Below are 20862 nucleotides of genomic sequence, written 5' to 3' on the forward strand. Positions count from 1 at the left end.
GACGCGCGAACGAATAGTTCGGGCGGCCATAGGGTGACCCCCGTGAGCGACACGTTCGAGATACGTCGGGCCGGACCGGAGGATGCGCCCGTCCTGGCCGGCCTGCGCCGGGCCTGGGTGGAGGAGATGGCGAGGCAGGAGGTCGACGATCCCGGGTTCGAGGAGCGGTTCGACGAGTGGATGCGCAGGGAGCACGAGCAGCGGGTGACCTGGCTGGGGTGCGTCGACGGTGAACCTGCGGGCATGGTCAACATGCTCGTCTTCACCCGGATGCCGAAGCCGGGCCGTGGCTCCTCGCGATGGGGCTACCTGGCCAACTTCTACGTCCGCCGCGAGCACCGCAACGGCGGGCTCGGGGCCGCGATGCTGGCCGAGTTGACCGCGCACGCCGACCGCGAGGACTTCGCACGCGTCGTCCTCAGCCCCAGCGACAGGTCGGTGCCGTTCTACGAGCGCGGCGGGTTCCGGGCGGCGTACGACCTGATGATCCGGCCTCAGTCGACCGGCCGCACCCAGCGTCGCCACTCCGACTGAGCCCGGTAGCCCGAGCTCTTCCACAGGGACTGGCCGAGCTCGTTGCCCTCGAGCACCATCGCGTCGATCCGGCCGGCACCCAGCGCGACGAGGCGGGTCTCGGCGTCGGCGAGGAGACGCCGGGCGAGCCCCTGGCGGCGTACGTCGGGGTGGACCGCCAACCGGTAGAGGTGGGCGCGCCAGCCGTCCCAGCCCGAGATCAGCGAGCCGACGATCCGGCCGTCGGCGGTCACCGCGACCGTACACGCGTCGGGGTCCCGGGCGATCAGTGTCTCGATCTTGTCGCCGGAGTCGGTCGGCCGCGCGTCGTTCTCCGCAGCCACCTCCCACAGCTCCATGAGCGCGGGGACGTCGAGAGGAGTGGCGGCCCGAAGTTCGATCACGGCGGGAGTCTCTCACGGGATCGGCGGGGTACGACGGGGAGTTCGGCAGGGGATACCAAGCAGTAACCCCTGTCGAACTCCCCGTCGTACCCCGCCCACCACCGCTAGATTCCCGCCATGACCGACAACGCCACCCTCGGACGTACGTATCTGCAGCTCCTCGAAGGCCGCGACTGGGACGCCTGGACGGCCCTGCTCGACGAGGACGTCGTCTACGACATGCCGCAGACCCGCGAGCTGATCACGGGACGCGAGCGGTTCCTCGAGTTCAACCAGACCTATCCGGGCGAGTGGCACCTGACCGCGAAGACCGTGATCGCCGACGAGGAGCGAGTCGTGGTGTGGTTCGACTGGAGCATGGGCGAGGAATCGGGGGAGTCGCAGACGTTCCTCGAGGTCAGCGACGGCCGCATCACCCGCGTGACGGACTTCTGGCCGGAGGCGTACGAGCCGCCGGAGCGAGCCGTGCCGGTCGAGCGCTACTGACCGCAGTGGCCGGCGCCGCGCATCGCGAAGTCGATGCTGACGGCGTGGTGGTCGGAGAGACGGGTGGGGGAGACGCGCCCCTTGCCGGTGGAGAGCCAGGAGTTGCGAAGAAGGTAGTCGACGCGCCCGCCGCCGTCGTGGCTGGCGCCGAGAGACGCGCCTGCGTCGGAGAGTGACGACAGCGCGGTGCCGAGGACGCCGGATCCGGAGCCGGCGTTGAGATCGCCGCCGAGGATCTTGGCACCGTCGTAGGCGTTGACCTTGGACATGACCGCTCCGATCTGCGTGCGCCGCAGCGAGTCGGAGGTGTGGTCGAGGTGGGTGTTGAAGACGACCAGACGCTGGCCCTCGACGATGATGTTGGCCCGCAGCACCCCACGCTGCTCCTTTCCGCCGCGGTTGGGCAGGTGGGTGTTGGAGGAGCCGTCGATGGGGAAGCGGGACAGGATGGCGTTGCCGTAGCCGCCGCGGTCGGTGATGTAGTCGTTGGCGCCGAAGACCGACTGCATCCCGAGGTGCGAGGCGATGATCCCGGGCTGGTCGACGTTGCCCGAGCGGCGACGGTTCTGGTCGACCTCCTGGAGGAGTACGACGTCGGCGCCGGCCGCACGGATCACGCCGGCGATGCCGCCGAGCTCACCGGGGGAGACCTTGCCGCCCTTGATGTTGAAGGTCATCACGGTCAGGTTGCGCGGGACCTTGCACGGGTCGATCTTCGGTTTCTTCGGCTTCTTGGGGGCCTTGGCGATCACCGGAGGAGCGTCGAGCGGATCGAACTTCGGCAGCGGCTCCGCTCGGCGAGAGGCCCCGGCCGAGGGGCTCTCGGAGGGTGACGCGCTGGGGGTGGTGGAGGCGTCTGCGGAGGCCTGCTCGGAGTCGTTCAGCCGCGGCGCGACGAGGGTCAGGCCGGCGATGGCGCCGACAGTGAGAGCCACCGCGAGGATCGGCAGCAGCTGCTTGATGCGTACCGAGAACTTCCTGCTTCTGTGGTGGGTCACCGCGCGAGTCTCCCATTTTTCGTATGCAAACCGTTACATTCCGTCGGTCACGCATCCTCGGATGGGTCATCACGCACTCGGAACGCCATAATCGGCTCCGTGCGTCAACAGCCCGAACAGCAGGCCCCGCCGGTCCAGCGTCTCCGCATCCGCTATGCCAAGCGCGGCCGGCTCCGCTTCACCAGCCACCGCGACTTCAGCCGCGCCTTCGAGCGCGCGGTCGCGCGGGCCCGGATCCCGGTCGCCTACTCCTCCGGCTTCAACCCCCACCCGCGGATCTCCTACGCGGGTGCGGCTCCGACCGGAGCGGCGAGCGAGGCGGAGTACGTCGAGCTGGCCCTGCGCGAGGTCGTCGACCCGGCCTCGACCAAGGAGGCCCTCGTCGAGGTCATGCCCGACGGCCTCGACCTGCTCGACGTCGTCGACACCGCCACCTCGCCGAAGGGCGCGCTGGCCGACCTGCTCACCGGCAGCGAGTGGATCATCGACCTCCCCGGGAGCCCGGAGGAGACGGAGGCCGCGGTGGCGGCCTTCCTCGGTGCGGAAGAGGTCATCGTCGAGCGGATGACCAAGAAGGGGCTGCGCGAGTTCGACGCCAGGAGCGCGGTCGTACGTCTCGCCTCCGCGCCGCGGGAGGGCGGCTCGCGGATCGAGCTGCTCCTCAAGCACGGCACCCCGTCCGTACGTCCCGACGACGTCGTCACCGGGCTGCAGCGCGTCGGCGGGCTGAAGGTCGGGCCCGAGCACGGTGGTCTGCCGCTGCTGACCCGGCTCACTCAGGGCACCTTCGACGAGGAATCCGGCACGATCGCCGACCCGCTGCACTAATCTGCGGTCGGTGAAGCACTGCCGACGAGACTGCCGACGAGACTGCCGATGAGAACGGTCACCGATCGTGAGCGCCGGGCGCGGCTGGCTCGCCGGCACGGTCTGGCCCCCGAGCACAGACATGCCGACGTCGCGGCCGCGACCGAGGCGATGACCGTGTGGCACGCGACCGAGGCGGCGACAGTCCACCTCGCGCTGCACGCACGCGTCCACGACCTGAGCGTCGAGGACGTCGACCGGGCGCTCTACGAGGAGCGGTCGCTGGTCAAGCAGGTGGCGATGCGGCGCACGCTCTTCGCCTTCCCGCGAGACCTGCTGCCCGCCGCCCTCGGGAGCGCGTCGGCGCGGGCCGCGGCAGGGGAGGAGAAGAACCTCCACAAGTGGCTGACCGCGGGCGGCGTCGAGGACGACCAGGACGCGTGGATCGAGAAGGCGTACGCGGCGACGCTGGCCGCACTGGCCGACGGCGAGCCGCGCACCACGACCCAATTGCGCGAGCTGGTGCCTCAGCTCGACACCCGCTTCCGGATGGGGACGCCGGAGAAGAAGTGGGGCGGGGAGTTCGTGATCGGGCGCTGGGTGATCGGTACCCTCGCCGCCCAGGGGCGGCTGATGCGGGCGACCAACCTCGGCCACTGGCGGCTCAACAAGCCCAGCTGGACGCTCGCCGAGACCTGGCTCGGCGAGACGCCGACACCGCTCACGCCTGCCGAGGGCTACGCGGAGCTCGTCCGGCGCTGGCTGGGCACCTTCGGGCCGGGCACCGAGGCCGATCTGGTCTGGTGGCTCGGGTCGACCAAGACGGCCGTGCGAGCCGCCCTCGCCGCGGTCGGTGCCGTGCAGGTCGGGCTGGAGAGCGGGGCCGCCGGGTGGGTGCTCCCCGACGACCCGATCGTCGACACGCCGGAGCCTGACGTCGAGCCGTGGGCGGCGCTGGCGCCGACGCTCGACCCCACCGTCATGGGCTGGCGGGAACGCGGCTTCTACCTGGACGCCGAGGACGTGGCGTACCTCTTCGACTCCAACGGCAACGCCGGCAACACCGCCTGGTGGGACGGGCGGATCGTCGGGGCCTGGGCACAGGACGACGACGGCCGTGTCCACCCGATCGTCCGTCACGACATCGGCGACGCCGGGACGAAGGCGCTGGCCACCGAGGCCGAGCGCCTCACCGAGTGGCTCGACGGTGTCCAGATCGTGAACGTCTACAAGTCGCGGCAGATGAAGGAAGCACCGCTTCCCTGAGCATCGTTGACGTCCGGATATCGGTCTGTTGACAGGGTGTATGCGATACTCCGAGACGACTGCTCAAACATTCGGGCCCGACCCGAGGAAGGTGCAGTCCGACGACGCCTCGCCGGCGTGGACCCTCCGGGGCCCCGCTCCGGCACGCAGGAGGTAGGTCGTCACCAGACCGCGACGCAGGCCTAGCAGGTCAGTGAGAGCGACTCGCCCGGGAAGGTCCCGGACGGCCGAGCGACCGCGGCAGGTGATGAACCGCCGCTTGTGACGCACCGCTGCGGAGGATGCCGCCGCCCTGACAAGCTTTGCGCCGCGGACGCGGCTGCTACGTGGAAAAAGTTCGATACTGCGCAGCGCCCGTTTCCCGGCACCTGACTATCCGGCACCTGTGAAGGTCCTGGATGAGGAGAACGGCATGGCCGACGAGACCACTGTCGAGAACACCGAGCCCGGCGCTGAACAGCCGCAGACTCCGGTGACCGACACCCCGAACACCCCCACCACCGACGCGGAAGCGACCGCCGAGACCACCCCGGCGAAGAAGACCACCGCGAAGAAGACCACGCGCAAGCGCACCACGAAGAAGGCCGCTGCCGCCCCGGCGGAGACCACCGAGGCTCCTGCTGAGGAGACTGCTGAGGCTCCCGCGAAGAAGACCGCGGCGAAGAAGACCACCCGGAAGCGTACGACCAAGAAGACGGCTCCTGCGGCGGCCGAGGTCGAGATCACCGAAGCGAGCGAGACTCCGGCTGAGACTCCGGCGGAGGCCGTGACCGAGGCTCCGGCCGAGGCCGTCGAGGCTCCCGCCAAGAAGACCGCGGCGAAGAAGACCGCCGCCAAGCGGACCACCAAGAAGGCGGCTGCCAAGAAGACCGCCGCTCCGGTCGCCGAGCCCGTCGAGACCCCCGCTGCGGAGGTCCCGGCCGAGACCGCCCCGGAGACCGAGCAGACCGAGCAGACCGAGGCCGAGCAGTCCGGTCCCGCGGCTCCCGCGGTGCTCTTCCAGGCGCCGCCGAAGACCACCACCCGCCGCCGCACGCGCAAGACGGCCGAGCCCAAGCCTGCCGCGGAGCCCGAGAAGCCCGCCGAGGAGCCGCAGGCCACCGAGCCCGCCGCCGAGGCCGCCCCTGAGCCCGTCGCCGAGGCGCCGACGGAGGAGGCTCCGACCCGGAGCCGCAAGCGCAACGTACGCAACGCCGCCCCCGCCGAGGAGAAGCCCGCCGAGGAGAAGCCCGCCGAGGAGAAGCCCGCCGAGGAGAAGGCCGCCGAGGAGGCGACCGAGACCGAGTCCGCCGACCGGGGCTCCGACACCGCCACCGAGAACGGCGAGAACGGCTCCGACGACAGCTCCTCCGACGACGGTGAGGGTGGCGGCAACGGCCGTCGTCGCCGCCGTCGTGGTGGTCGCCGCCGGCGCAAGGGCTCCAACGGCGACGCCGAGGGCTCCGACTCCAACGACAACGACGACAGCTCGGAGGGTGCAGAGGCCGAGAGCGACGACTCCGGCAAGGACGCCGACGCCGACCAGCAGGGCGAGGGCGGCAGCTCCTCGCGCCGCCGTCGTCGCCGCCGCCGCGCGGGCGAGGCTTCGGGCGATGCCGGGGACGACCCGGAGAACACCGTCACCAAGGTCCGCCAGAGCCGCACCGGCGAGGACCAGATCACCGCGCTGTCGGGCTCGACCCGCCTCGAGGCCAAGAAGCAGCGCCGCCGCGAGGGCCGCGAGGCCGGTCGCCGTCGCGCCCCGATCGTGAGCGAGGCCGAGTTCCTGGCCCGCCGCGAGTCGGTCGAGCGGGTCATGGTCATCCGCGAGCGCGAGGACCTCACCCAGATCGCCGTGCTCGAGGACAAGGTGCTCGTGGAGCACTACGTCGCCCGCGAGTCGCAGACCAGCCTGATCGGCAACGTCTACCTGGGCCGCGTCCAGAACGTGCTGCCCAGCATGGAGGCCGCCTTCATCGACATCGGCAAGGGCCGCAACGCGGTCCTCTACGCCGGTGAGGTCAACTGGGCCTCGCTCGGTTGGAAGGAGGGTCAGCCGCGCAAGATCGAGTCGGTGCTGACCTCCGGCCAGAAGGTGCTCGTCCAGGTGACGAAGGACCCGATCGGCCACAAGGGCGCCCGCCTGACCTCGCAGATCTCGCTGGCCGGCCGCTTCCTGGTCTACGTCCCCGACGGCACCACCTCCGGCATCTCCCGCAAGCTGCCCGACACCGAACGCAACCGCCTCAAGTCCCTCCTGAAGGAGATCGTCCCCGACACGGCCGGCGTGATCGTACGCACCGCCGCGGAGGGCGCCGCCGAGGAGGAGCTGACCCGCGACGTCGAGCGTCTCAAGGCCCGCTGGGAGGACATCGAGAAGAAGGCCAACGGCAACGCGCCGCAGCTGCTCTACGGTGAGCCCGACCTGACCCTGAAGGTCGTCCGCGACCTGTTCACCGAGGACTTCGCCAAGCTGGTCATCTCGGGTGAGAAGTCCTGGGAGACCGTCAAGGACTACGTCCAGTCCGTCGCCCCCGACCTCGAGGAGCGCGTGGAGAAGTACGACGGCGAGGCCGACGCCTTCGCCGCGTACCGCATCGACGAGCAGATCGCCAAGGGTCTCGACCGCAAGGTCTGGCTGCCCTCCGGCGGGTCGCTGATCATCGACCGCACCGAGGCGATGACCGTCGTCGACGTCAACACCGGCAAGTTCACCGGCTCGGGCGGCAACCTGGAGGAGACGGTCACCAAGAACAACCTCGAGGCGGCCGAGGAGATCGTGCGCCAGCTCCGGCTGCGCGACATCGGCGGCATCATCGTCGTCGACTTCATCGACATGGTCCTCGAGTCCAACCGCGACCTGGTGCTGCGGCGCCTGGTCGAGTGCCTGGGCCGTGACCGCACCCGCCACCAGGTCGCCGAGGTCACCTCGCTGGGTCTGGTGCAGATGACCCGCAAGCGGATCGGCACCGGTCTGCTCGAGGCCTTCTCCGAGAACTGCGAGGCCTGCAGCGGTCGCGGTCTCGTCATCCACGACCACCCGGTCGAGCCCGGCAAGTCCTCCGGCGTCGCTCCCGACGAGCCGCGCTCGCGCCGTCGTGGCGGCCGCGGCAAGGGCAAGGGCAAGGACGAGTCCGGCGCCGAGCACCGCAACGAGCCCGCTGCCGAGGAGTCCGCCAAGACGCCGACGCCTGCCGAGTTCGCCGCCATGGCCAAGCAGGGCGAGGCCAACGAGGCCGCGGCCTCGCAGAAGGCGGAGGAAGCTCCGGCGGCCGAGGCTGCCCAGCCTGCCGAGACCGCTTCTGCGGAGGTCGAGGCGCCGAAGACCACCACGCGCAAGCGTTCGCGCCGGTCCAAGGCGATCCAGGCCGAGCCCGCCGAGACCGCGGTGGAGACGAAGGCCGAGCCCAAGGCCGAGCCCAAGGCTGCTGGGGCCGCGAGCGAGGCTTCGGTCGAGACCGGCACCGACACCCCGGCCGAGCCGGAGGCCCCGAAGGTCACCACGCGCACCCGCACCCGCCGCACGGCCAACACCGGCCGCCCGGTCCTCGCCGCTGTCGTCGGCAGCTCCTCCGACCAGGAGAAGCCCGCCGAGGACAAGACCGCCGAGAAGCCGGTTGCGGAGAAGCCGGTCACCGAGAAGGCTGCCGCAGAGAAGCCTGCCGCCAAGACCGAGCCGAAGCCCGAGCCCACGCCCGAGCCCGAGGCCGCGCCCAAGGCCCCCGAGCAGGAGCCGACGAAGCCCGAGCCCGAGACCGCCGAGGCGACTGCGGCCGAGCCGGTCGACTCCAAGCCCAAGGTGGTCACCCGCCAGCGTCGCGGCGCCCGCCGCGAGGTGGTCAGCACCGGCGAGGGCGCGGTGATGACCGCGGCCAAGTCGGAGGCTCCCGCTCCGAGCAACGGCACCGCGTCGACCCCGCCGCCGAAGGTCGTCACCCGCACCCGCGGCGGCGCCAGCCGCGACTGACCCCCGAAAGGTCGATTTCTGAGCCCGAGAGGTCGATTTCTGACAACGAGTGGACCCACTCAGCGTCAGAAATCGACCTCTCGGCGTCGATTTTCGACTTCTCGGCGGCCCGCGAGCGCACCCGGGCTGTAGGGCACGACCTCCCCTCTCGCGACCTCTCCGAGGCCCACGAGATCTCCTTCGTGCCGGTCCACAGCGACGGCTCGTGGCTGGCCTGGGACCTGCCGAAGCGCTACGCGATCGTCTACCCGGTCGCCGGAGCCCTCGCCAGGACCGGCGGCGACGGCGTCGACCCCGGCCGGGCGCTCGCCCGGCTCATCGGCCCCAACCGCGCCACGGTGCTCGCTCTCCTCGACGCGCCCCGGTCCACCACCCAGCTCGCGGCACTCACCCGGCTGCCGGTGGGTGCCGTCGGCAACCACCTGCGCGTCCTCCTCGACGCCGGCGCGGTGATGCGACGCCGCGCCGGACGCGAGGTGCTCTACTGGCGTACGGCGCTGGGCGAGGAGCTGGCCGGACCCGAGCTGCGACCTACGGACGGGCCGGTCACTGCTCCCACGTCTCCAGCGTCTTCCGGGCGCCCACCTCGTGCAGGGAGGCCAGCGCCTCGGCGTACGGCTCGGTGAAACCGGGCTGGTCGGCCAGGTCGCCGAAGAGGTCGCGGTCGCGGAGGAAGGCGAGGGGGTCCTCGCGCTGCGCGTTCGCGCGGGCCATCACCTCGGCGCGGCGCCGGTCGACGATGTCGATCGGGGCGCCCTGCTCGTCGGTGCCCTCGGCATAGCGCGCCCAGGAGGCGACGACGAGCGCCGAGCGCCGCACCGAGCCGCCGGCGGCGAGCTGGTCGGAGATCACCGGCACGAGCCACTTCGGGATGCGGTCGGAGCTCTCCGCGCACAGCCGCGCCAGGGTGTCGCGGATGTGGGGGTTGGCGAAGCGGGAGATCAGCTCGCGCTGGTATCCCGCCAGGTCCACTCCCGGCACCTCCGGCAGGGTCGGCTCGCCCTCCTGCGACATGTAGCCCAGCAGGAAGTCGACGAAGAGCGGGTCGGTGCAGACCTCGTGGGCGTAGCGGTAGCCGGAGAGGTAGCCGAGGTAGCACAGCGCCTGGTGGCTGGCGTTGAGCAGCCGCAGCTTCATCAGCTCGTACGGCTCGACGTCGGGCACCATCTCGACCCCGGCCTGCTCGAACGGCGGCCGTCCCTGCGGGAAGCGGTCCTCCAGCACCCACTGGGTGAACGGCTCGCTGACCACGGGCCAGGCGTCCTCGATGCCGAACCGCCAGCCGACCTCGTCGATGTCGGCGTCGGTGGTGGCGGGGGTGATCCGGTCGACCATCGAGCTCGGGAAGGCCACCTCGGAGCCGATCCACTCGCCCAGCTCGGGGTCGCGCAGCGAGGCGAAGGCCGACATCATGCCCCGGGCGACCTCGCCGTTGCCGGCGATGTTGTCGCACGACATCACGGTGAACGGAGCCACCCCGGCTGTACGCCGCCGGGCCAGCGCCTCCACCACGTAGCCGAACGCGGTCGACGGGACCGCACCCGGCTGCAGGTCCGCCTGGATGGCGGGGTCGGAGGCGTCGAAGCCGCCGGTGGCCTGGTTGACGTGGTAGCCACCCTCGGTGATGGTCAGCGAGACGATGCGGATCTGCGGGTCGGTGAGCAGCGCCAGCACGTCCTCGGGGGAGTCGGGCGCGAACAGGTAGTCGATGATCGAGCCGATCACCCGCCCCTGCACGCCACCGTCCGGAGCCCGCTCGACGAGCGTGTAGAGGTGGTCCTGGGCGGCGAGCGCGTTCCGCATGCGTACGTCCTGGGACATCAGCCCCACGCCCACGATGCCCCAGTCGGTGACGCCGGAGGCGAGCAGGTCGTCGACGTAGCGCGCCTGGTGGGCGCGGTGGAAGCCACCCACCCCGAGATGCACGATCCCGGGGGTGACGGCGGAGCGGTCGTAGGCGGGGACGGACACCGATGCGGAGAGCTCGCCGAGCCGGGCCGTCGTGAGTCGTCGGGCGTCAGTCACTTGACCGCCCCCAGCGAGAGACCCTGGACCAGCTTGTCCTGAGCCGCGAAGCCGGCGATCAGCACGGGCAGCGAGATCAGCGTCGCCCCGGCCGCCAGCTCGGCGAGGTAGGCGTGCTCGGTCTGGATCAGCGTGTTCACGAAGACCGGACCGGTCTGCGCGGCGACCGACGTCAGCACCTTGGCGTAGAGCTGCTCGTTCCACGCGAAGATGAAGCAGATCAGCGAGGTGGCCGCGACCCCCGGCATCGAGATGGGCGCCACGATCCGGGTCAGGATGCGCATCGTGCTGGCGCCGTCGATCGAGGCCGCCTCGATGATCGCGGGCGGCACCTCGGCCAGGAACGAGCGCATCATCCAGACCGCTATCGGCAGGTTCATCGCGGTGTAGAGCAGGATCAGGACGATCACGTTGTCGGGCATCTTGATGACCTGCGTGGTGAACAGGTAGATCGGCAGGATCCCCGCGACCATCGGCAGCATCTTCGTCGACAGGAAGAAGAACATCGCGTCCGACCACCGCTTCACCGGCCTGATCGCCAGGGCGTACGCAGCAGGGATGGCCAGCGCGAGGACCAGCAGCGTCGAGATCACGCTGGTGATCACCGAGTTGATCAGGGCCGGGGTGATCGGGTTGGCCGAGGTGAACAGGCCGCTGTAGTTGTCGAGCGTCAGCGGCGCGCCCCAGCTGGGCGGGTAGGTCTGGGCGTCGTGCGGTGCGTGCAGCGAGGTCAGCACCATGTAGAGGATCGGGATCACGAAGATGATGCCGACCAGCCATGCTGCGATCGGGATGGCGATCTTCGCCACCCGCTGCCGGTTCCAGGTGTTCGTGCTCATCGGGCTGCCTCCTCGTCGGTCAGCAGGGAAGACACCACGCGCAGGGCGAAGGTGGCGACGATCAGCGAGCCGATCACCACGACGACGCCGAGTGCGGAGGCGACGCCGTAGTCCTTGGCCGAGTAGAACGTCTCGTAGACGGCGTAGGGGATGTTGGTGGAGTTGAGCCCGCCGGTCATGCCCAGGACGGTGTCGAAGTTCTGGACGATGAAGATCGTGCCGAGCACGATGGAGAGCTCGAGATAACGGCGTACGTGGGGGAGCGTCATGTGCACGAACGTCTGCCACGAGTTGCAGCCGTCGATGCTGGCCGCCTCCAGGACCTCGGGGTCCTGCGACTGCAGCCCGGCGAGCAGGATCAGCATCATGAACGGCGTCCACTGCCAGATCAGCTCGATCTCGATGGCGAGCTTGGGATGGTCGGTGAGGAACGCGATGTCCTGCGCCCCCGGCACCCCGAGCTGACCGAGCACGCCGTCGACGAGGCCGAAGCCGGTCATCAGGATGCCGTTGCCCCAGAAGACCGCGGCCGCGATCGGCACGATCAGGAACGGCGCGATCATCATGGTGCGCACCACACCACGGCCGATGAAGGCGTGGTTGAGCAGCAGCGCGATGCCGAGGGCGAGCAGCGCGCTCACCCCGACGATGACCACGGTCATCTCGATCGTGTTCAGGACCGCGGAGCGGTAGGCGGGCGTGGTGAAGACCGTCTTGAAGTTGTCGAAGCCCGCGAAGCTGCGGCCCTCGGCGTCAGGCTGGGCGCTCCAGTCCATGAACGACATCACGAGCGTCGCCACGAACGGCAGCTGGGTCACCACGATCAGGAAGACCAGCGCCGGCATCAGCGGAGCGCGCAGCTTCCACGACTCCCGGCCCCACTTCTTGTACTCCTCCGGCGGCCGGGTCGCCACCGGTTCCACGGTCGTCGGAGCTGGTGCGGTCACGGAGGCCATCACTGCTTCTCCTTCTGGATGTCGCCGTACGCCTGGGCGAGAGCCTGGCATCGGTCGAGTGCCGCGTCGGTCGTCTTCGACCCCGAGATCGCGCTGGAGAGCTGCTTGGCGCACTCGGTGCCGAAGTCGGTGAAGCTGGGGACGCCGACGAACTGGATGCCGTTGTAGGGCCGCTTCTGGACCCCGGGGTCGTCCGCCCTGGCGTTCTTGATCGCGTTCATGGTCGGGGTCGCGAAGGTACCGGCGACCTCGAGGTACTCGGGGTTCTCGTACGTCGAGGCGCGCTTGCCCGCGGGGACGTTGGCCGGGCCGCCGGTGTCGTGCTCGGTGTCGGCCATCACCAGCTCCTCGTACTCCTTGCTGGAGGCCCAGGCGACGAACTCCTTGGCGTCCTCCTGGTGGAGCGAGGCCTTCTGGATCGCCCACGCCCAGGTGTAGAGCCAGCCCGCGTTCTCGGTCTGGTCGTGCGGGGCGGCGACGTAGCCGACCTTGCCCTTGACCGGCGAGTCAGCTGCCTCCATGGGGCCGGCGCCGGAGGTCGCGTCGTACCACATCGCGACCTTGCCCTGCTGCATGGCGTTGAGACACTGCGGGAAGCTGAAGGTGGCGGCCCCGGCCTCGCCGTGCTCGCGGACGAGGTCGACGTAGAAGTTGGCGGCCTTCTTGAAGCCGCCCGTGTTGACCTGGGCGTTCCAGTCCTCGTCGAACCAGGTGCCGCCCATCGTGTTGACCACCGTGGTGATCGAGGCGAGGTTGTCGCCCCAGCCGGCCAGGCCGCGCAGGCAGATGCCGCGCATGTCGGGCTCGGCCTCGTTGATCTTCGCGGCGTACCCGGCGACCTGCTCCCAGGTCGGGTTGGGCGGCATCTCGAGGCCGTGCTTCTCGAAGAGGTCCTTGCGGTACATCAGGAACGACGACTCGCCGTAGAACGGCTGGCCGTAGACCTTGCCGTTCGCCGAGAGCGCCTCCGTCATGGGCGGCAGGATGTCGTCCTGGTCGAACTCGGGATCGTTCGCGATGCTCTCCATGTCCGAGATCCAGCCGGCTTCGGCGTAGTAGGGGATCTCGAAGTTGGACAGCGTCGCCACGTCGTAGATGCCGGACTGGTTGGCGAACTCGGTGCTCGCGGTGTCGCGCATGTCCTGCTCCACCTTGACCACGAAGTTCACCTCGATCCCGGTCTTCTCGGTGAAGTGCTCCTTGGTGAGCTCCTGGAGCTCGAGCATCTGCGGGTTGTTCACCATCAGCACCGTGATGCTGTGCTCGCCCGCGCTCGTCCCGCCGGCCCCGAACCCGCCGGTCGTCCCGCACCCGGTCACCAGGACCGTGGCCATCGAGAGCGCCGTCAGCGCTGCGGAGGTCCGTCTCCGTACCCGCATCGATCTGCCTCCTCGCAGTGTGACTGTGGTCACGAACCACGATGGCGTAATTTCGGGCTGACCCCCTAGCCCGGTCAAGGCCGCGGCACTGCCCGGTTCCTGCCCGGTTCTGCCCGGTCTCGGAGCCTTCCGAGAGGCCGTCAGGCGCGGATCACGCGCGGCCCGAGCGCGGCGAACCGGCGGGCCTCGCTCGAGGGCAGCTCGGTGCCGGTGATGAGGGCCTCGAAGTCGCGTACGCCCGCGAAGCGGCAGAGGCTGGAGGCGCCGAACTTGGTGTGGGCGCCGAAGAAGATCCGCCGTCGGGAGCGCTCGATCGCGGTGCGCTTGACGGCGGCCACCGACGGGTCCTGGGTGGTCAGGCCCTGCTCGCGGGAGATGCCGTTGGCGCCGATGTAGGCCAGGTCGATCACCAGGTCGCTCAGCATCCGGGTGGCCCACTGGTCGACGACACCGCGGGTGATGGTGCGTACGCGGCCGCCGAGGACGATCACGGTGAGGTCGGGGTCGCCGGAGAGGCGGGTGGCCACCGGGAGCGAGGGGGTGATGATCGTCGCAGGCCCCTGGCCGAGGAGCTCCTCGGCGAGGAACTGCGGCATGGTGCCCTCGTCGATGTAGATCGTCTCGGCGCCGTGGCGGTGCTGCAGCGCCGCCCGGGCGATCCGGTGCTTCTCGTCGATGTCGCGCCCGGCCCGGAACTCCAGCGAGGTCTCGAAGCTGCCGCTCTCCAGCGCGACCGCGCCGCCGTAGACGCGCTCGACGACGCCGCGGTCGGCGAGCACCTTGAGGTCGCGCCGGACCGTCTCGACGCTCACCCCGAGCTCGGGCGCGAGCTCGGTGACCATGACCCGGCCCGTCGTGCGGGCGCGCGCGAGGATCTCCTCCTGCCTGGCCTCCGCGCTCCGCTCGGCTGTTCCCGGGCTCGCGGGCGACGGTTCGGTCGTCGTCATGACCGCCATCATGCCCGGAACCGTGCCCGGTTCGCACCGCCGGTGGCCGAACCGGGCGCCCGATTGTGGTCGGGGGTGGGTTCGGGCATGCTGGCGGGGGTAAGCGGCATGACGGCGTCCTGACAGCGTCCGGGCGAGTGGTGTCGCGGCGTTTTGCGGCTACCTGGCCGCGTACGTACTATTGACCCTCGGCGTGCGCAGTGCGCCGTTCCTGCAGGCAACCGCTGGCACCTATCGCTTCGGGGTCCAGTGATCACTTATGTGCGAGCTGCCGCGGGTAGACACAAGACTTTGAGTTCGGAGCATGAAGGAGACCGCGGTGTACGCGATCGTGAAGGCTGGCAGCAAGCAGCAGAAGGTCGTTGTCGGCGACGTCATCGAGATCGACCGACTCGACGGCGAGGCCGGTGCTGCGGTCACGCTGCCCGTCGTCATGCTCGTCGACGGTGAGAACGTCACCACGACCGGCCTCGACAAGGCTTCGGTCGCTGGCGAGATCGTCGGTGCCTCCAAGGGCCCGAAGATCATCATCCAGAAGTACAAGAACAAGACCGGCTACAAGAAGCGCCAGGGTCACCGTCAGAAGTACACCCAGGTCAAGGTCACCGCGATCAACGCCTGATCGGCGTCGAGACTCCTAAAGGACTGAAGAGATGGCACACAAGAAGGGTGCGGCAAGCACCAAGAACGGTCGCGACTCCAACGCCCAGCGCCTCGGAGTGAAGCGCTTCGGCGGCCAGGTCGTCGGCGCCGGCGAGATCATCGTCCGCCAGCGTGGCACCCACTTCCACCCCGGCACCAACGTCGGCCGTGGTGGCGACGACACCCTGTTCGCCCTGCAGCCGGGCGCGGTCGAGTTCGCCAAGCGCCGCGGCCGCCGGGTGATCAACATTGTTCCGGGCGACGCCTGATTCGATAGCTCTTGCTCGAAAGGGCGCTCCCCCGAGGGGGAGCGCCCTTTCGGCTATTTCGGCCTGTGTCCGAGCCGGTCAGAGCTGGGCGGCGCGCTCGGCGATCGCCTCGAAGACCTCCTGCGAGAGCTCCCAGCGACTGCCCTCTCGCGGCCAGTGGAGCGCGACGTCGGTGATGCCGATCTCGGCATAGGAGCCGGCCATGTCCTCGAATGCGTCGGGCGACTCGGTCCACGGCTCGTCGGTGAACCCGGACATGAACAGCTTCGGCAGCGTCTCGTAGTCACGCCCGGTCTTCTCGCAGGCCTCCCGGAGCATCTCGACCCGCTGGGCGACGTACGCCTTCGGGTCCTCGCCGTGCGGGTTGGCGATCCAGCCGTCACCGACCTCGGCGGTGAGCCTGATCCCGCGCGGTCCGTTGGCGGCCAGCCACAGCGGCGTTCGCGGCTGCTGCACCTGGCCGGGGGAGACGCTCACCTCGCGGGTCTGCCAGTGCTCGCCGTCGATGGTGACCGGAGACTCGCGCAGCAGCCGGTCGACGGTGCGGGTCCACTCCGCGAACCGGTCGGCGCGCTCGCGCGGGGTGAACTCGCGGCCGAGCACGTCGCCGTCGGAGGTGTGGTCGTCGCCGCCGGCGCCGACGCCGATGGTGATGCGTCCGCCGGAGATGCGGTCGAGGCTGCGGATCGCCGCGGCGGTCGGGATCGGCGTACGGAAGTTGGGGGTGGTGACCAGGGTGCCGAGGCGGATCTTCGAGGTGAGCGCCGCAGCGGCGGCCATCGACGTGAACGCCTCGTCCCAGGGACTGTGCCCGCGCCAGGCCAGGTGGTCGTAGACCCACGCCGTCTCGAAGCCGAGCTGCTCGGCCTGGACCCAGCGTTCGCCCATCGCCGGCCAGTCCTCGATCGGCCACATCACTGTTCCTACTCGCATGGACTCAACCTAGTGCCGAGTCGGCAGACCCGCGGGGTCGGCCTTAAGGTGAGCGCATGGCTGTACCCACCTTCGTCGACCGCGTCACCCTCCACGTCGAGGCCGGCCGCGGCGGACACGGGGTGGCGTCCGTCCACCGCGAGAAGTTCAAGCCGCTCGGCGGTCCCGACGGCGGCAACGGCGGCCCCGGCGGGTCGATCATCCTGCGCGTCGACCCCGACGTGACCACGCTGATCGACTACCACCACAGTCCCAAGCGCAAGGCGGAGAATGGCGGCCAGGGCGCTGGCGGTCACCGCAACGGCGCTCACGGCGAGGACCTGATCCTCGCGGTGCCGGACGGGACCGTGGTGACCGACATGCAGGGCCGCGTGCTCGCCGACCTGGTCGGCCCCGGCTCCGAGCTGGTCGTCGCCGAAGGCGGCCGCGGTGGTCTCGGCAACGCGGCGCTGGCCTCCTCCAAGCGCAAGGCGCCCGGGTTCGCGCTGCTCGGCGAGCCCGGCGAGGCGCGCGAGATCGGCCTGGAGCTCAAGGTCGTCGCCGACATCGGTCTGGTCGGCTTCCCGAGCGCCGGCAAGTCGTCGCTGATCGCGGCGATCTCGCGGGCGCGGCCGAAGATCGCCGACTACCCGTTCACAACGCTGGTGCCCAACCTCGGGGTCGTGAAGGGCGGCGAGATCACCTTCACCGTCGCCGACGTGCCGGGCCTGATCGAGGGCGCCGCCGAGGGGCGCGGCCTCGGCCACGAGTTCCTGCGTCACATCGAGCGCTGCGCTGCGCTCGTCCATGTCATCGACACCGCGAGCATCGAGCCGGGCCGCAACCCGATCGACGACCTTGACGTCATCGAGAACGAGCTCTCCCGCCACGGCGGCCTCGAGGACCGGCCGCGGCTGGTCGCGCTCAACAAGGTCGACGTCCCCGACGGCCGCGACATCGCCGAGATGACGATCGGCGAGTTCGAGAAGCGCGGGCTGCGGGTCTTCGAGATCTCGGCCGCCTCCGGTGAGGGCACCCAGCAGCTAATCTACGCGATGGCCGAGCTGGTGGCCGCCTCGCGCAAGGACGTACCCGTGGTCGCGCCGACCCGGATCGTGCTGCGCCCCGAGGGCGCCGAGGGCAAGAACGGCTTCACCGTCAAGGTGTCCAAGAACGGCGAATACCTCGTCCGTGGCCCGCAGCCCGAGCGCTGGGTGCGGCAGACCGACTTCGAGAACGAGGAGGCCGTCGGCTACCTCGCCGACCGGCTCAACCGGCTCGGGGTCGAGGAGCGCCTGGTCGAGCTGGGTGCGCAGGAGGGCGACACCGTCATCATCGGCGACCCGGCCAACGCGGTCGTCTTCGACTTCCGCCCCTCGATCGAGACCGGAGCCGAGATGCTCGGCCGCCGCGGCGAGGACCAGCGCTTCTACGAGGAGCGCCCGTCCGCCTCGCGGCGACGTGAGATCGACGCCGGGATGGAGACCAAGGAAGAGTACGAGGCCCGGGCCGATGTCGCCCGACGGCTGCGCGACGGGGCCGGCCCCGTGGCCTATGAGATCGGCGGGGACGACGACCCGGACAGCGACTGGGCCGAGAACGATCCCGGCGAGTAGTCGCCGGCAGGACACGCCTCCGCCTGGTGGCCACGGCCACTCGGTCGGCGGCCGCGCCGGTAGCATCTGGCGACGGAGGACCAGGACGTACGAGGGGGATCGGTGCAGCGCGAGGTCGTGACCGGGGCACGCCGGGTGGTGGTCAAGGTCGGGTCGTCGTCGCTGACGACGGCCGCCGGAGGCATCGATCCCGACCGGGTCAGTGCGCTGGTCGACGTGCTCGCCAAGTCGCGCGCCGCGGGGCAGGAGGTCGTGCTGGTCTCCTCCGGGGCGATCGCGGCCGGGCTGTCGCCGTTGGGTCTGGCGAAGCGTCCGCGGGCGCTGGCCAAGCAGCAGGCGGCGGCGAGCGTTGGGCAGGGTCTGCTGGTCCACCGCTACACCGACGAGCTCGCCCGTCACGGCATCATCGCAGGTCAGGTGCTGCTCACGGTCGATGACGTGAACCGGCGCGCCCACTACCGCAACGCCGACGCGACGCTCTCGAAGCTGCTCGATCTGGGGGTGCTGCCGATCGTCAACGAGAACGACACCGTGGCCACCTCCGAGATCCGGTTCGGTGACAACGACCGGCTTGCCGCGCTGGTGGCCCACCTGGTCAAGGCCGACCTGCTGGTGCTGCTCAGCGACGTCGACGCGCTCTACGACGCGCCGCCGAGCCAGCCGGGCGCGCAGCGGATCGACGAGGTCGCCTCGCTCGACGACCTCTCCGGGGTGACCATCGGCAAGGCCGGCGCGGCCGGGGTCGGCACCGGTGGGATGGAGACCAAGCTCGAGGCGGCGCGGATCGCGGTGGCGGACGGCGTCCCGGTCGTGCTGACCGCTGCCGAGCAGGCCGGTGCCGCGCTGGCGGGCGACCCGGTCGGCACCCTCTTCCACGCCGTCGGCAAGCGCCGCCCGGCGCGGCTGCTGTGGCTCCAGCACGCGACCGAGCCGGTCGGCTCGATCACCGTCGACGCCGGCGCGGTCACCGCGATCAGCCGCCGGGGTGCCTCGCTGCTCGCGGCCGGCATCACCGGGTCCTCCGGCACGTTCCACGCCGGTGACCCGGTCGACGTCGTCGACCCGTCGGGCGTGGCCGTCGCGCGCGGCCTGGTGAACTACGACGCCGACGAGATCCCGCGGCTGGCCGGGAGGTCCTCCGGCTATCTCGAGGCCAACCTCGGGGCTGCGTACGCTCGGGAGGTCATCCACCGCGACGATCTGGTCGTGCTGTGAGTCGAGCTCGGTGGGTGCCGCTGGCGCTGGCCTGGGGCGTGCTCGTGCTCTGCGGTCTGCCGGCGCTTGCCATCACGATCTCGCGGGCGCTGGCGAGCACGGACCTGCGGGCGGTGCGGCTGGCGGCGTTCGCGCCGTTCGGCGTCGTGCTGTACGCGCTGTGCCTGATCGCGCTGCTGGTGCTGGCGTGGCTGGCGGTCGACCGTGGGCGGGTGCGGTTCCTCGTCGTCGCCGGGGTCGCGGCGTTGCTGCTCGCTGTGCATGTGGCCTGGCAGGCGCCGATGCACGCAGGTGCCCGTTCCACGAGCGCCGGGGAGCCGCTGACCGTGATGACGGTCAACCTCTATGAGGGCAAAGGTGACACCGATGCGGTGGTCGATGCGGTGCGTCGTCACAAGGTCGACGTGCTGGCTGTCGAGGAGATCACTCCGGCGGCCTTCGCGAAGCTCTCGACCTCGCTCCACCGGCTGCTGCCCTACCGGATCGGTGAGGCCGCGCCGGGCACGACCGGCACGATGCTCTTCGCCGACCGGTTGATCACCAAGCCGCGCCGGATCGAGACGAAGACCGGCTCGTGGGCCGCCGACGTGGGGGAGCGGCGGGTCATCGTCGCCCACCCCGCGGCTCCGACGTTCGCCTCCTGGCCCGCCGAGCAGGAGCTGCTCATCGAGGCGGCAGTGGCGGAGAAGCCGGACCTGCTCCTCGGCGACCTCAACGCCTCCCTCGACCACCACACCCTCCGGCACCTGCTCGACGAGGCCGACCTCCAAGACGCCGCCCGCGCCAGCAACGCCGGATGGCAGCCCACCTGGCCGACCGAGGGGTTCGCCGGCGTACCTCTCCCGCCGTCGATCGCCATCGACCACGTGCTCATCAGCGACGCCCTGGTCGCGCTGGCGACCGAGACGGTCGAGGTCCCCGGCTCCGACCACCTCGGCCTGGTCGCCTACCTCGGCACGCCTGAATAGCGCACCCCGAACCACTGCTCCGCGCCGTACGCGCTGAACCGCTCCACCTCGTCGAACCCGAGCCTCTGTGCCAGCCGCAGCGACCGCTCGTTCGCGACCTGGGTGGTCAGTACGACCGGCTCGCCTGGCAGCGTCTCCTCGATCCAGCCGAGGACAGCCCTGGTGGCCTCGGTCGCTATGCCCGTACCCCAGGTCTCGGGCAGGAACTCATACCCGATCTCGACCTCGTCCTTCTCCTCGCGTACGTGGTGCGGCCAAGCCCCGTCGCGCCGCTGCACCGTGATCCGCCCGACGAACGCGCCCTCGTGCTCGACCGCGAAGATCCCCGGCCTGGTGTTGGGATCCTCCGGGATCAACCTCTCCAACTCCTCGACCGTGTACCGCGGCCCGCCGAGGTACGCCTGCACGATCTCCGACCCCAACAGCTCCGCCAGCCCCGCCCTGTCCTCGCCCTTGGTCTGCCGAAGGACCAGACGGTCGGTGACGATCGGTTCCGGCGGCCAGGGCACGTCGCCGAGGGGTTTCATGCGTCTGGACGGTAGCGGAGATCGAGGGTCTCCGGTGGGCGAGCCTGTCGAGACCTGGTTCTCGGTGATCGAGCTTGTCGAGACCTCGCCCGCACGTCGGTCGAGCCGCCGGAGCCGCTAGGTGTACCCGGTCAATACGTTGGTCAC

At 70.3% G+C, this 20862-nt stretch carries 20 protein-coding genes; 11 read left to right on the forward strand and 9 right to left on the reverse strand.

Features of this window, described 5'->3' with window-relative positions; all coding sequences use genetic code 11:
- The first annotated feature begins 42 nt into the window (after positions 1 to 42).
- Positions 43 to 534 (forward strand): GNAT family N-acetyltransferase, encoded by a 492-nt coding sequence (locus tag IEY81_RS21330; protein WP_189120503.1) that lies wholly within the window; start codon positions 43 to 45, stop codon positions 532 to 534.
- On the opposite strand, the gene IEY81_RS21335 is transcribed toward IEY81_RS21330, so the two are convergent.
- Positions 495 to 917 carry a GNAT family N-acetyltransferase gene (locus IEY81_RS21335; RefSeq protein ID WP_189120504.1) on the reverse strand — a complete coding sequence of 141 codons (423 nt, stop codon included), beginning with the start codon at positions 915 to 917 and terminating at the stop codon, positions 495 to 497. The genes IEY81_RS21330 and IEY81_RS21335 overlap by 40 nt on opposite strands.
- A gap of 117 nt (positions 918 to 1034) precedes the next feature.
- On the opposite strand from IEY81_RS21335, the gene IEY81_RS21340 reads away from it, so the two are divergent.
- The gene (locus IEY81_RS21340) at positions 1035 to 1403 is read left to right on the forward strand and encodes a nuclear transport factor 2 family protein (protein WP_189120505.1); all 369 of its coding nucleotides are present in this window, start codon (positions 1035 to 1037) and stop codon (positions 1401 to 1403) included.
- Here the strand turns inward: IEY81_RS21340 and IEY81_RS21345 are convergent.
- On the reverse strand, positions 1397 to 2401 hold the full coding sequence (locus tag IEY81_RS21345; protein ID WP_189120506.1) for an endonuclease/exonuclease/phosphatase family protein: 1005 nt from the start codon (positions 2399 to 2401) through the stop codon (positions 1397 to 1399). The genes IEY81_RS21340 and IEY81_RS21345 overlap by 7 nt on opposite strands.
- A 99-nt stretch (positions 2402 to 2500) precedes the next feature.
- Between IEY81_RS21345 and IEY81_RS21350 the strand changes: the two genes are divergently transcribed.
- The 4 genes from IEY81_RS21350 (at position 2501) to IEY81_RS21365 (ending at position 9046) form a co-directional block, all read left to right on the forward strand.
- Positions 2501 to 3229 carry a TIGR03936 family radical SAM-associated protein gene (locus IEY81_RS21350; protein ID WP_189120507.1) on the forward strand — a complete coding sequence of 243 codons (729 nt, stop codon included), beginning with the start codon at positions 2501 to 2503 and terminating at the stop codon, positions 3227 to 3229.
- Between the two features lie 48 nt (positions 3230 to 3277).
- Positions 3278 to 4474: a winged helix DNA-binding domain-containing protein gene (locus tag IEY81_RS21355; RefSeq protein WP_189120508.1), complete on the forward strand. Its 1197-nt coding sequence runs from the start codon at positions 3278 to 3280 to the stop codon at positions 4472 to 4474.
- 412 nt (positions 4475 to 4886) lie between these two features.
- Positions 4887 to 8420, forward strand: coding sequence for an Rne/Rng family ribonuclease (locus tag IEY81_RS21360; RefSeq protein ID WP_189120527.1), 3534 nt, complete (start codon positions 4887 to 4889; stop codon positions 8418 to 8420).
- A gap of 182 nt (positions 8421 to 8602) precedes the next feature.
- On the forward strand, positions 8603 to 9046 hold the full coding sequence (locus IEY81_RS21365) for an ArsR/SmtB family transcription factor (protein WP_229788063.1): 444 nt from the start codon (positions 8603 to 8605) through the stop codon (positions 9044 to 9046).
- On the opposite strand, the gene IEY81_RS21370 is transcribed toward IEY81_RS21365, so the two are convergent.
- The 5 genes from IEY81_RS21370 to IEY81_RS21390 all read right to left on the reverse strand — a co-directional run bounded on the left by IEY81_RS21370 (position 8967) and on the right by IEY81_RS21390 (position 14566).
- Entirely contained in the window at positions 8967 to 10445 is a 1479-nt protein-coding gene (locus IEY81_RS21370) for a mannitol dehydrogenase family protein (RefSeq protein WP_189120509.1), read from the reverse strand. The two genes, IEY81_RS21365 and IEY81_RS21370, sit on opposite strands and share 80 nt — an antisense overlap.
- Complete coding sequence (locus tag IEY81_RS21375) at positions 10442 to 11284, reverse strand: carbohydrate ABC transporter permease (RefSeq protein WP_189120510.1); 843 nt, start codon at positions 11282 to 11284, stop codon at positions 10442 to 10444. The genes IEY81_RS21370 and IEY81_RS21375 overlap by 4 nt, the downstream gene beginning before the upstream one ends.
- Positions 11281 to 12240, reverse strand: coding sequence for a carbohydrate ABC transporter permease (locus tag IEY81_RS21380; RefSeq protein ID WP_189120511.1), 960 nt, complete (start codon positions 12238 to 12240; stop codon positions 11281 to 11283). Before IEY81_RS21380 ends, IEY81_RS21375 begins: the two co-directional genes overlap by 4 nt.
- Positions 12240 to 13619 (reverse strand): ABC transporter substrate-binding protein, encoded by a 1380-nt coding sequence (locus IEY81_RS21385; RefSeq protein ID WP_189120512.1) that lies wholly within the window; start codon positions 13617 to 13619, stop codon positions 12240 to 12242. Before IEY81_RS21385 ends, IEY81_RS21380 begins: the two co-directional genes overlap by 1 nt.
- Before the next feature lie 140 nt (positions 13620 to 13759).
- The gene (locus tag IEY81_RS21390) at positions 13760 to 14566 is read right to left on the reverse strand and encodes a DeoR/GlpR family DNA-binding transcription regulator (RefSeq protein ID WP_189120513.1); all 807 of its coding nucleotides are present in this window, start codon (positions 14564 to 14566) and stop codon (positions 13760 to 13762) included.
- Positions 14567 to 14885: 319 nt separating this feature from the next.
- Here IEY81_RS21390 and rplU point away from each other — a divergent pair, with 319 nt between their 5' ends.
- A complete protein-coding gene (gene rplU, locus IEY81_RS21395) occupies positions 14886 to 15188 on the forward strand; it encodes a 50S ribosomal protein L21 (protein ID WP_189120529.1) in 303 nt (100 codons plus the stop codon).
- Positions 15189 to 15219: 31 nt separating this feature from the next.
- Positions 15220 to 15477: a 50S ribosomal protein L27 gene (gene rpmA / locus IEY81_RS21400; RefSeq protein ID WP_189120514.1), complete on the forward strand. Its 258-nt coding sequence runs from the start codon at positions 15220 to 15222 to the stop codon at positions 15475 to 15477.
- Positions 15478 to 15555: 78 nt separating this feature from the next.
- Here the strand turns inward: rpmA and IEY81_RS21405 are convergent, their stop codons facing one another.
- On the reverse strand, positions 15556 to 16410 hold the full coding sequence (locus IEY81_RS21405) for an LLM class flavin-dependent oxidoreductase (RefSeq protein WP_189120515.1): 855 nt from the start codon (positions 16408 to 16410) through the stop codon (positions 15556 to 15558).
- A 56-nt stretch (positions 16411 to 16466) separates the two neighbouring features.
- Between IEY81_RS21405 and obgE the strand changes: the two genes are divergently transcribed.
- The 3 genes from obgE (at position 16467) to IEY81_RS21420 (ending at position 20188) form a co-directional block, all read left to right on the forward strand.
- Positions 16467 to 18005: a GTPase ObgE gene (obgE, locus tag IEY81_RS21410; RefSeq protein ID WP_189120516.1), complete on the forward strand. Its 1539-nt coding sequence runs from the start codon at positions 16467 to 16469 to the stop codon at positions 18003 to 18005.
- 102 nt (positions 18006 to 18107) lie between these two features.
- Positions 18108 to 19220 carry a glutamate 5-kinase gene (gene proB / locus IEY81_RS21415; RefSeq protein WP_189120517.1) on the forward strand — a complete coding sequence of 371 codons (1113 nt, stop codon included), beginning with the start codon at positions 18108 to 18110 and terminating at the stop codon, positions 19218 to 19220.
- Positions 19217 to 20188, forward strand: coding sequence for an endonuclease/exonuclease/phosphatase family protein (locus IEY81_RS21420; RefSeq protein WP_189120518.1), 972 nt, complete (start codon positions 19217 to 19219; stop codon positions 20186 to 20188). Before proB ends, IEY81_RS21420 begins: the two co-directional genes overlap by 4 nt.
- Here IEY81_RS21420 and IEY81_RS21425 read toward each other — a convergent pair.
- Entirely contained in the window at positions 20167 to 20715 is a 549-nt protein-coding gene (locus tag IEY81_RS21425; protein ID WP_189120519.1) for a GNAT family N-acetyltransferase, read from the reverse strand. The genes IEY81_RS21420 and IEY81_RS21425 overlap by 22 nt on opposite strands.
- Positions 20716 to 20862: the final 147 nt, after the last annotated feature.

The organism is Nocardioides luteus (assembly GCF_014648595.1).
Classification (GTDB): domain Bacteria; phylum Actinomycetota; class Actinomycetes; order Propionibacteriales; family Nocardioidaceae; genus Nocardioides; species Nocardioides luteus.

What these genes read in the sequence shown, in the direction of transcription:
- IEY81_RS21340 (WP_189120505.1), top strand. Translation starts at nt 1,035, where the DNA reads ATGACCGACAACGCCACCCTCGGACGTACGTATCTGCAGCTCCTCGAA.
- IEY81_RS21355 (WP_189120508.1), top strand. Translation starts at nt 3,278, where the DNA reads ATGAGAACGGTCACCGATCGTGAGCGCCGGGCGCGGCTGGCTCGCCGG.
- IEY81_RS21360 (WP_189120527.1), top strand. Translation starts at nt 4,887, where the DNA reads ATGGCCGACGAGACCACTGTCGAGAACACCGAGCCCGGCGCTGAACAG.
- IEY81_RS21375 (WP_189120510.1), bottom strand. Translation starts at nt 11,284, where the DNA reads ATGAGCACGAACACCTGGAACCGGCAGCGGGTGGCGAAGATCGCCATC.
- IEY81_RS21380 (WP_189120511.1), bottom strand. Translation starts at nt 12,240, where the DNA reads ATGGCCTCCGTGACCGCACCAGCTCCGACGACCGTGGAACCGGTGGCG.
- IEY81_RS21385 (WP_189120512.1), bottom strand. Translation starts at nt 13,619, where the DNA reads ATGCGGGTACGGAGACGGACCTCCGCAGCGCTGACGGCGCTCTCGATG.
- IEY81_RS21390 (WP_189120513.1), bottom strand. Translation starts at nt 14,566, where the DNA reads ATGACGACGACCGAACCGTCGCCCGCGAGCCCGGGAACAGCCGAGCGG.
- rpmA (WP_189120514.1), top strand. Translation starts at nt 15,220, where the DNA reads ATGGCACACAAGAAGGGTGCGGCAAGCACCAAGAACGGTCGCGACTCC.
- IEY81_RS21405 (WP_189120515.1), bottom strand. Translation starts at nt 16,410, where the DNA reads ATGCGAGTAGGAACAGTGATGTGGCCGATCGAGGACTGGCCGGCGATG.
- obgE (WP_189120516.1), top strand. Translation starts at nt 16,467, where the DNA reads ATGGCTGTACCCACCTTCGTCGACCGCGTCACCCTCCACGTCGAGGCC.
- IEY81_RS21425 (WP_189120519.1), bottom strand. Translation starts at nt 20,715, where the DNA reads ATGAAACCCCTCGGCGACGTGCCCTGGCCGCCGGAACCGATCGTCACC.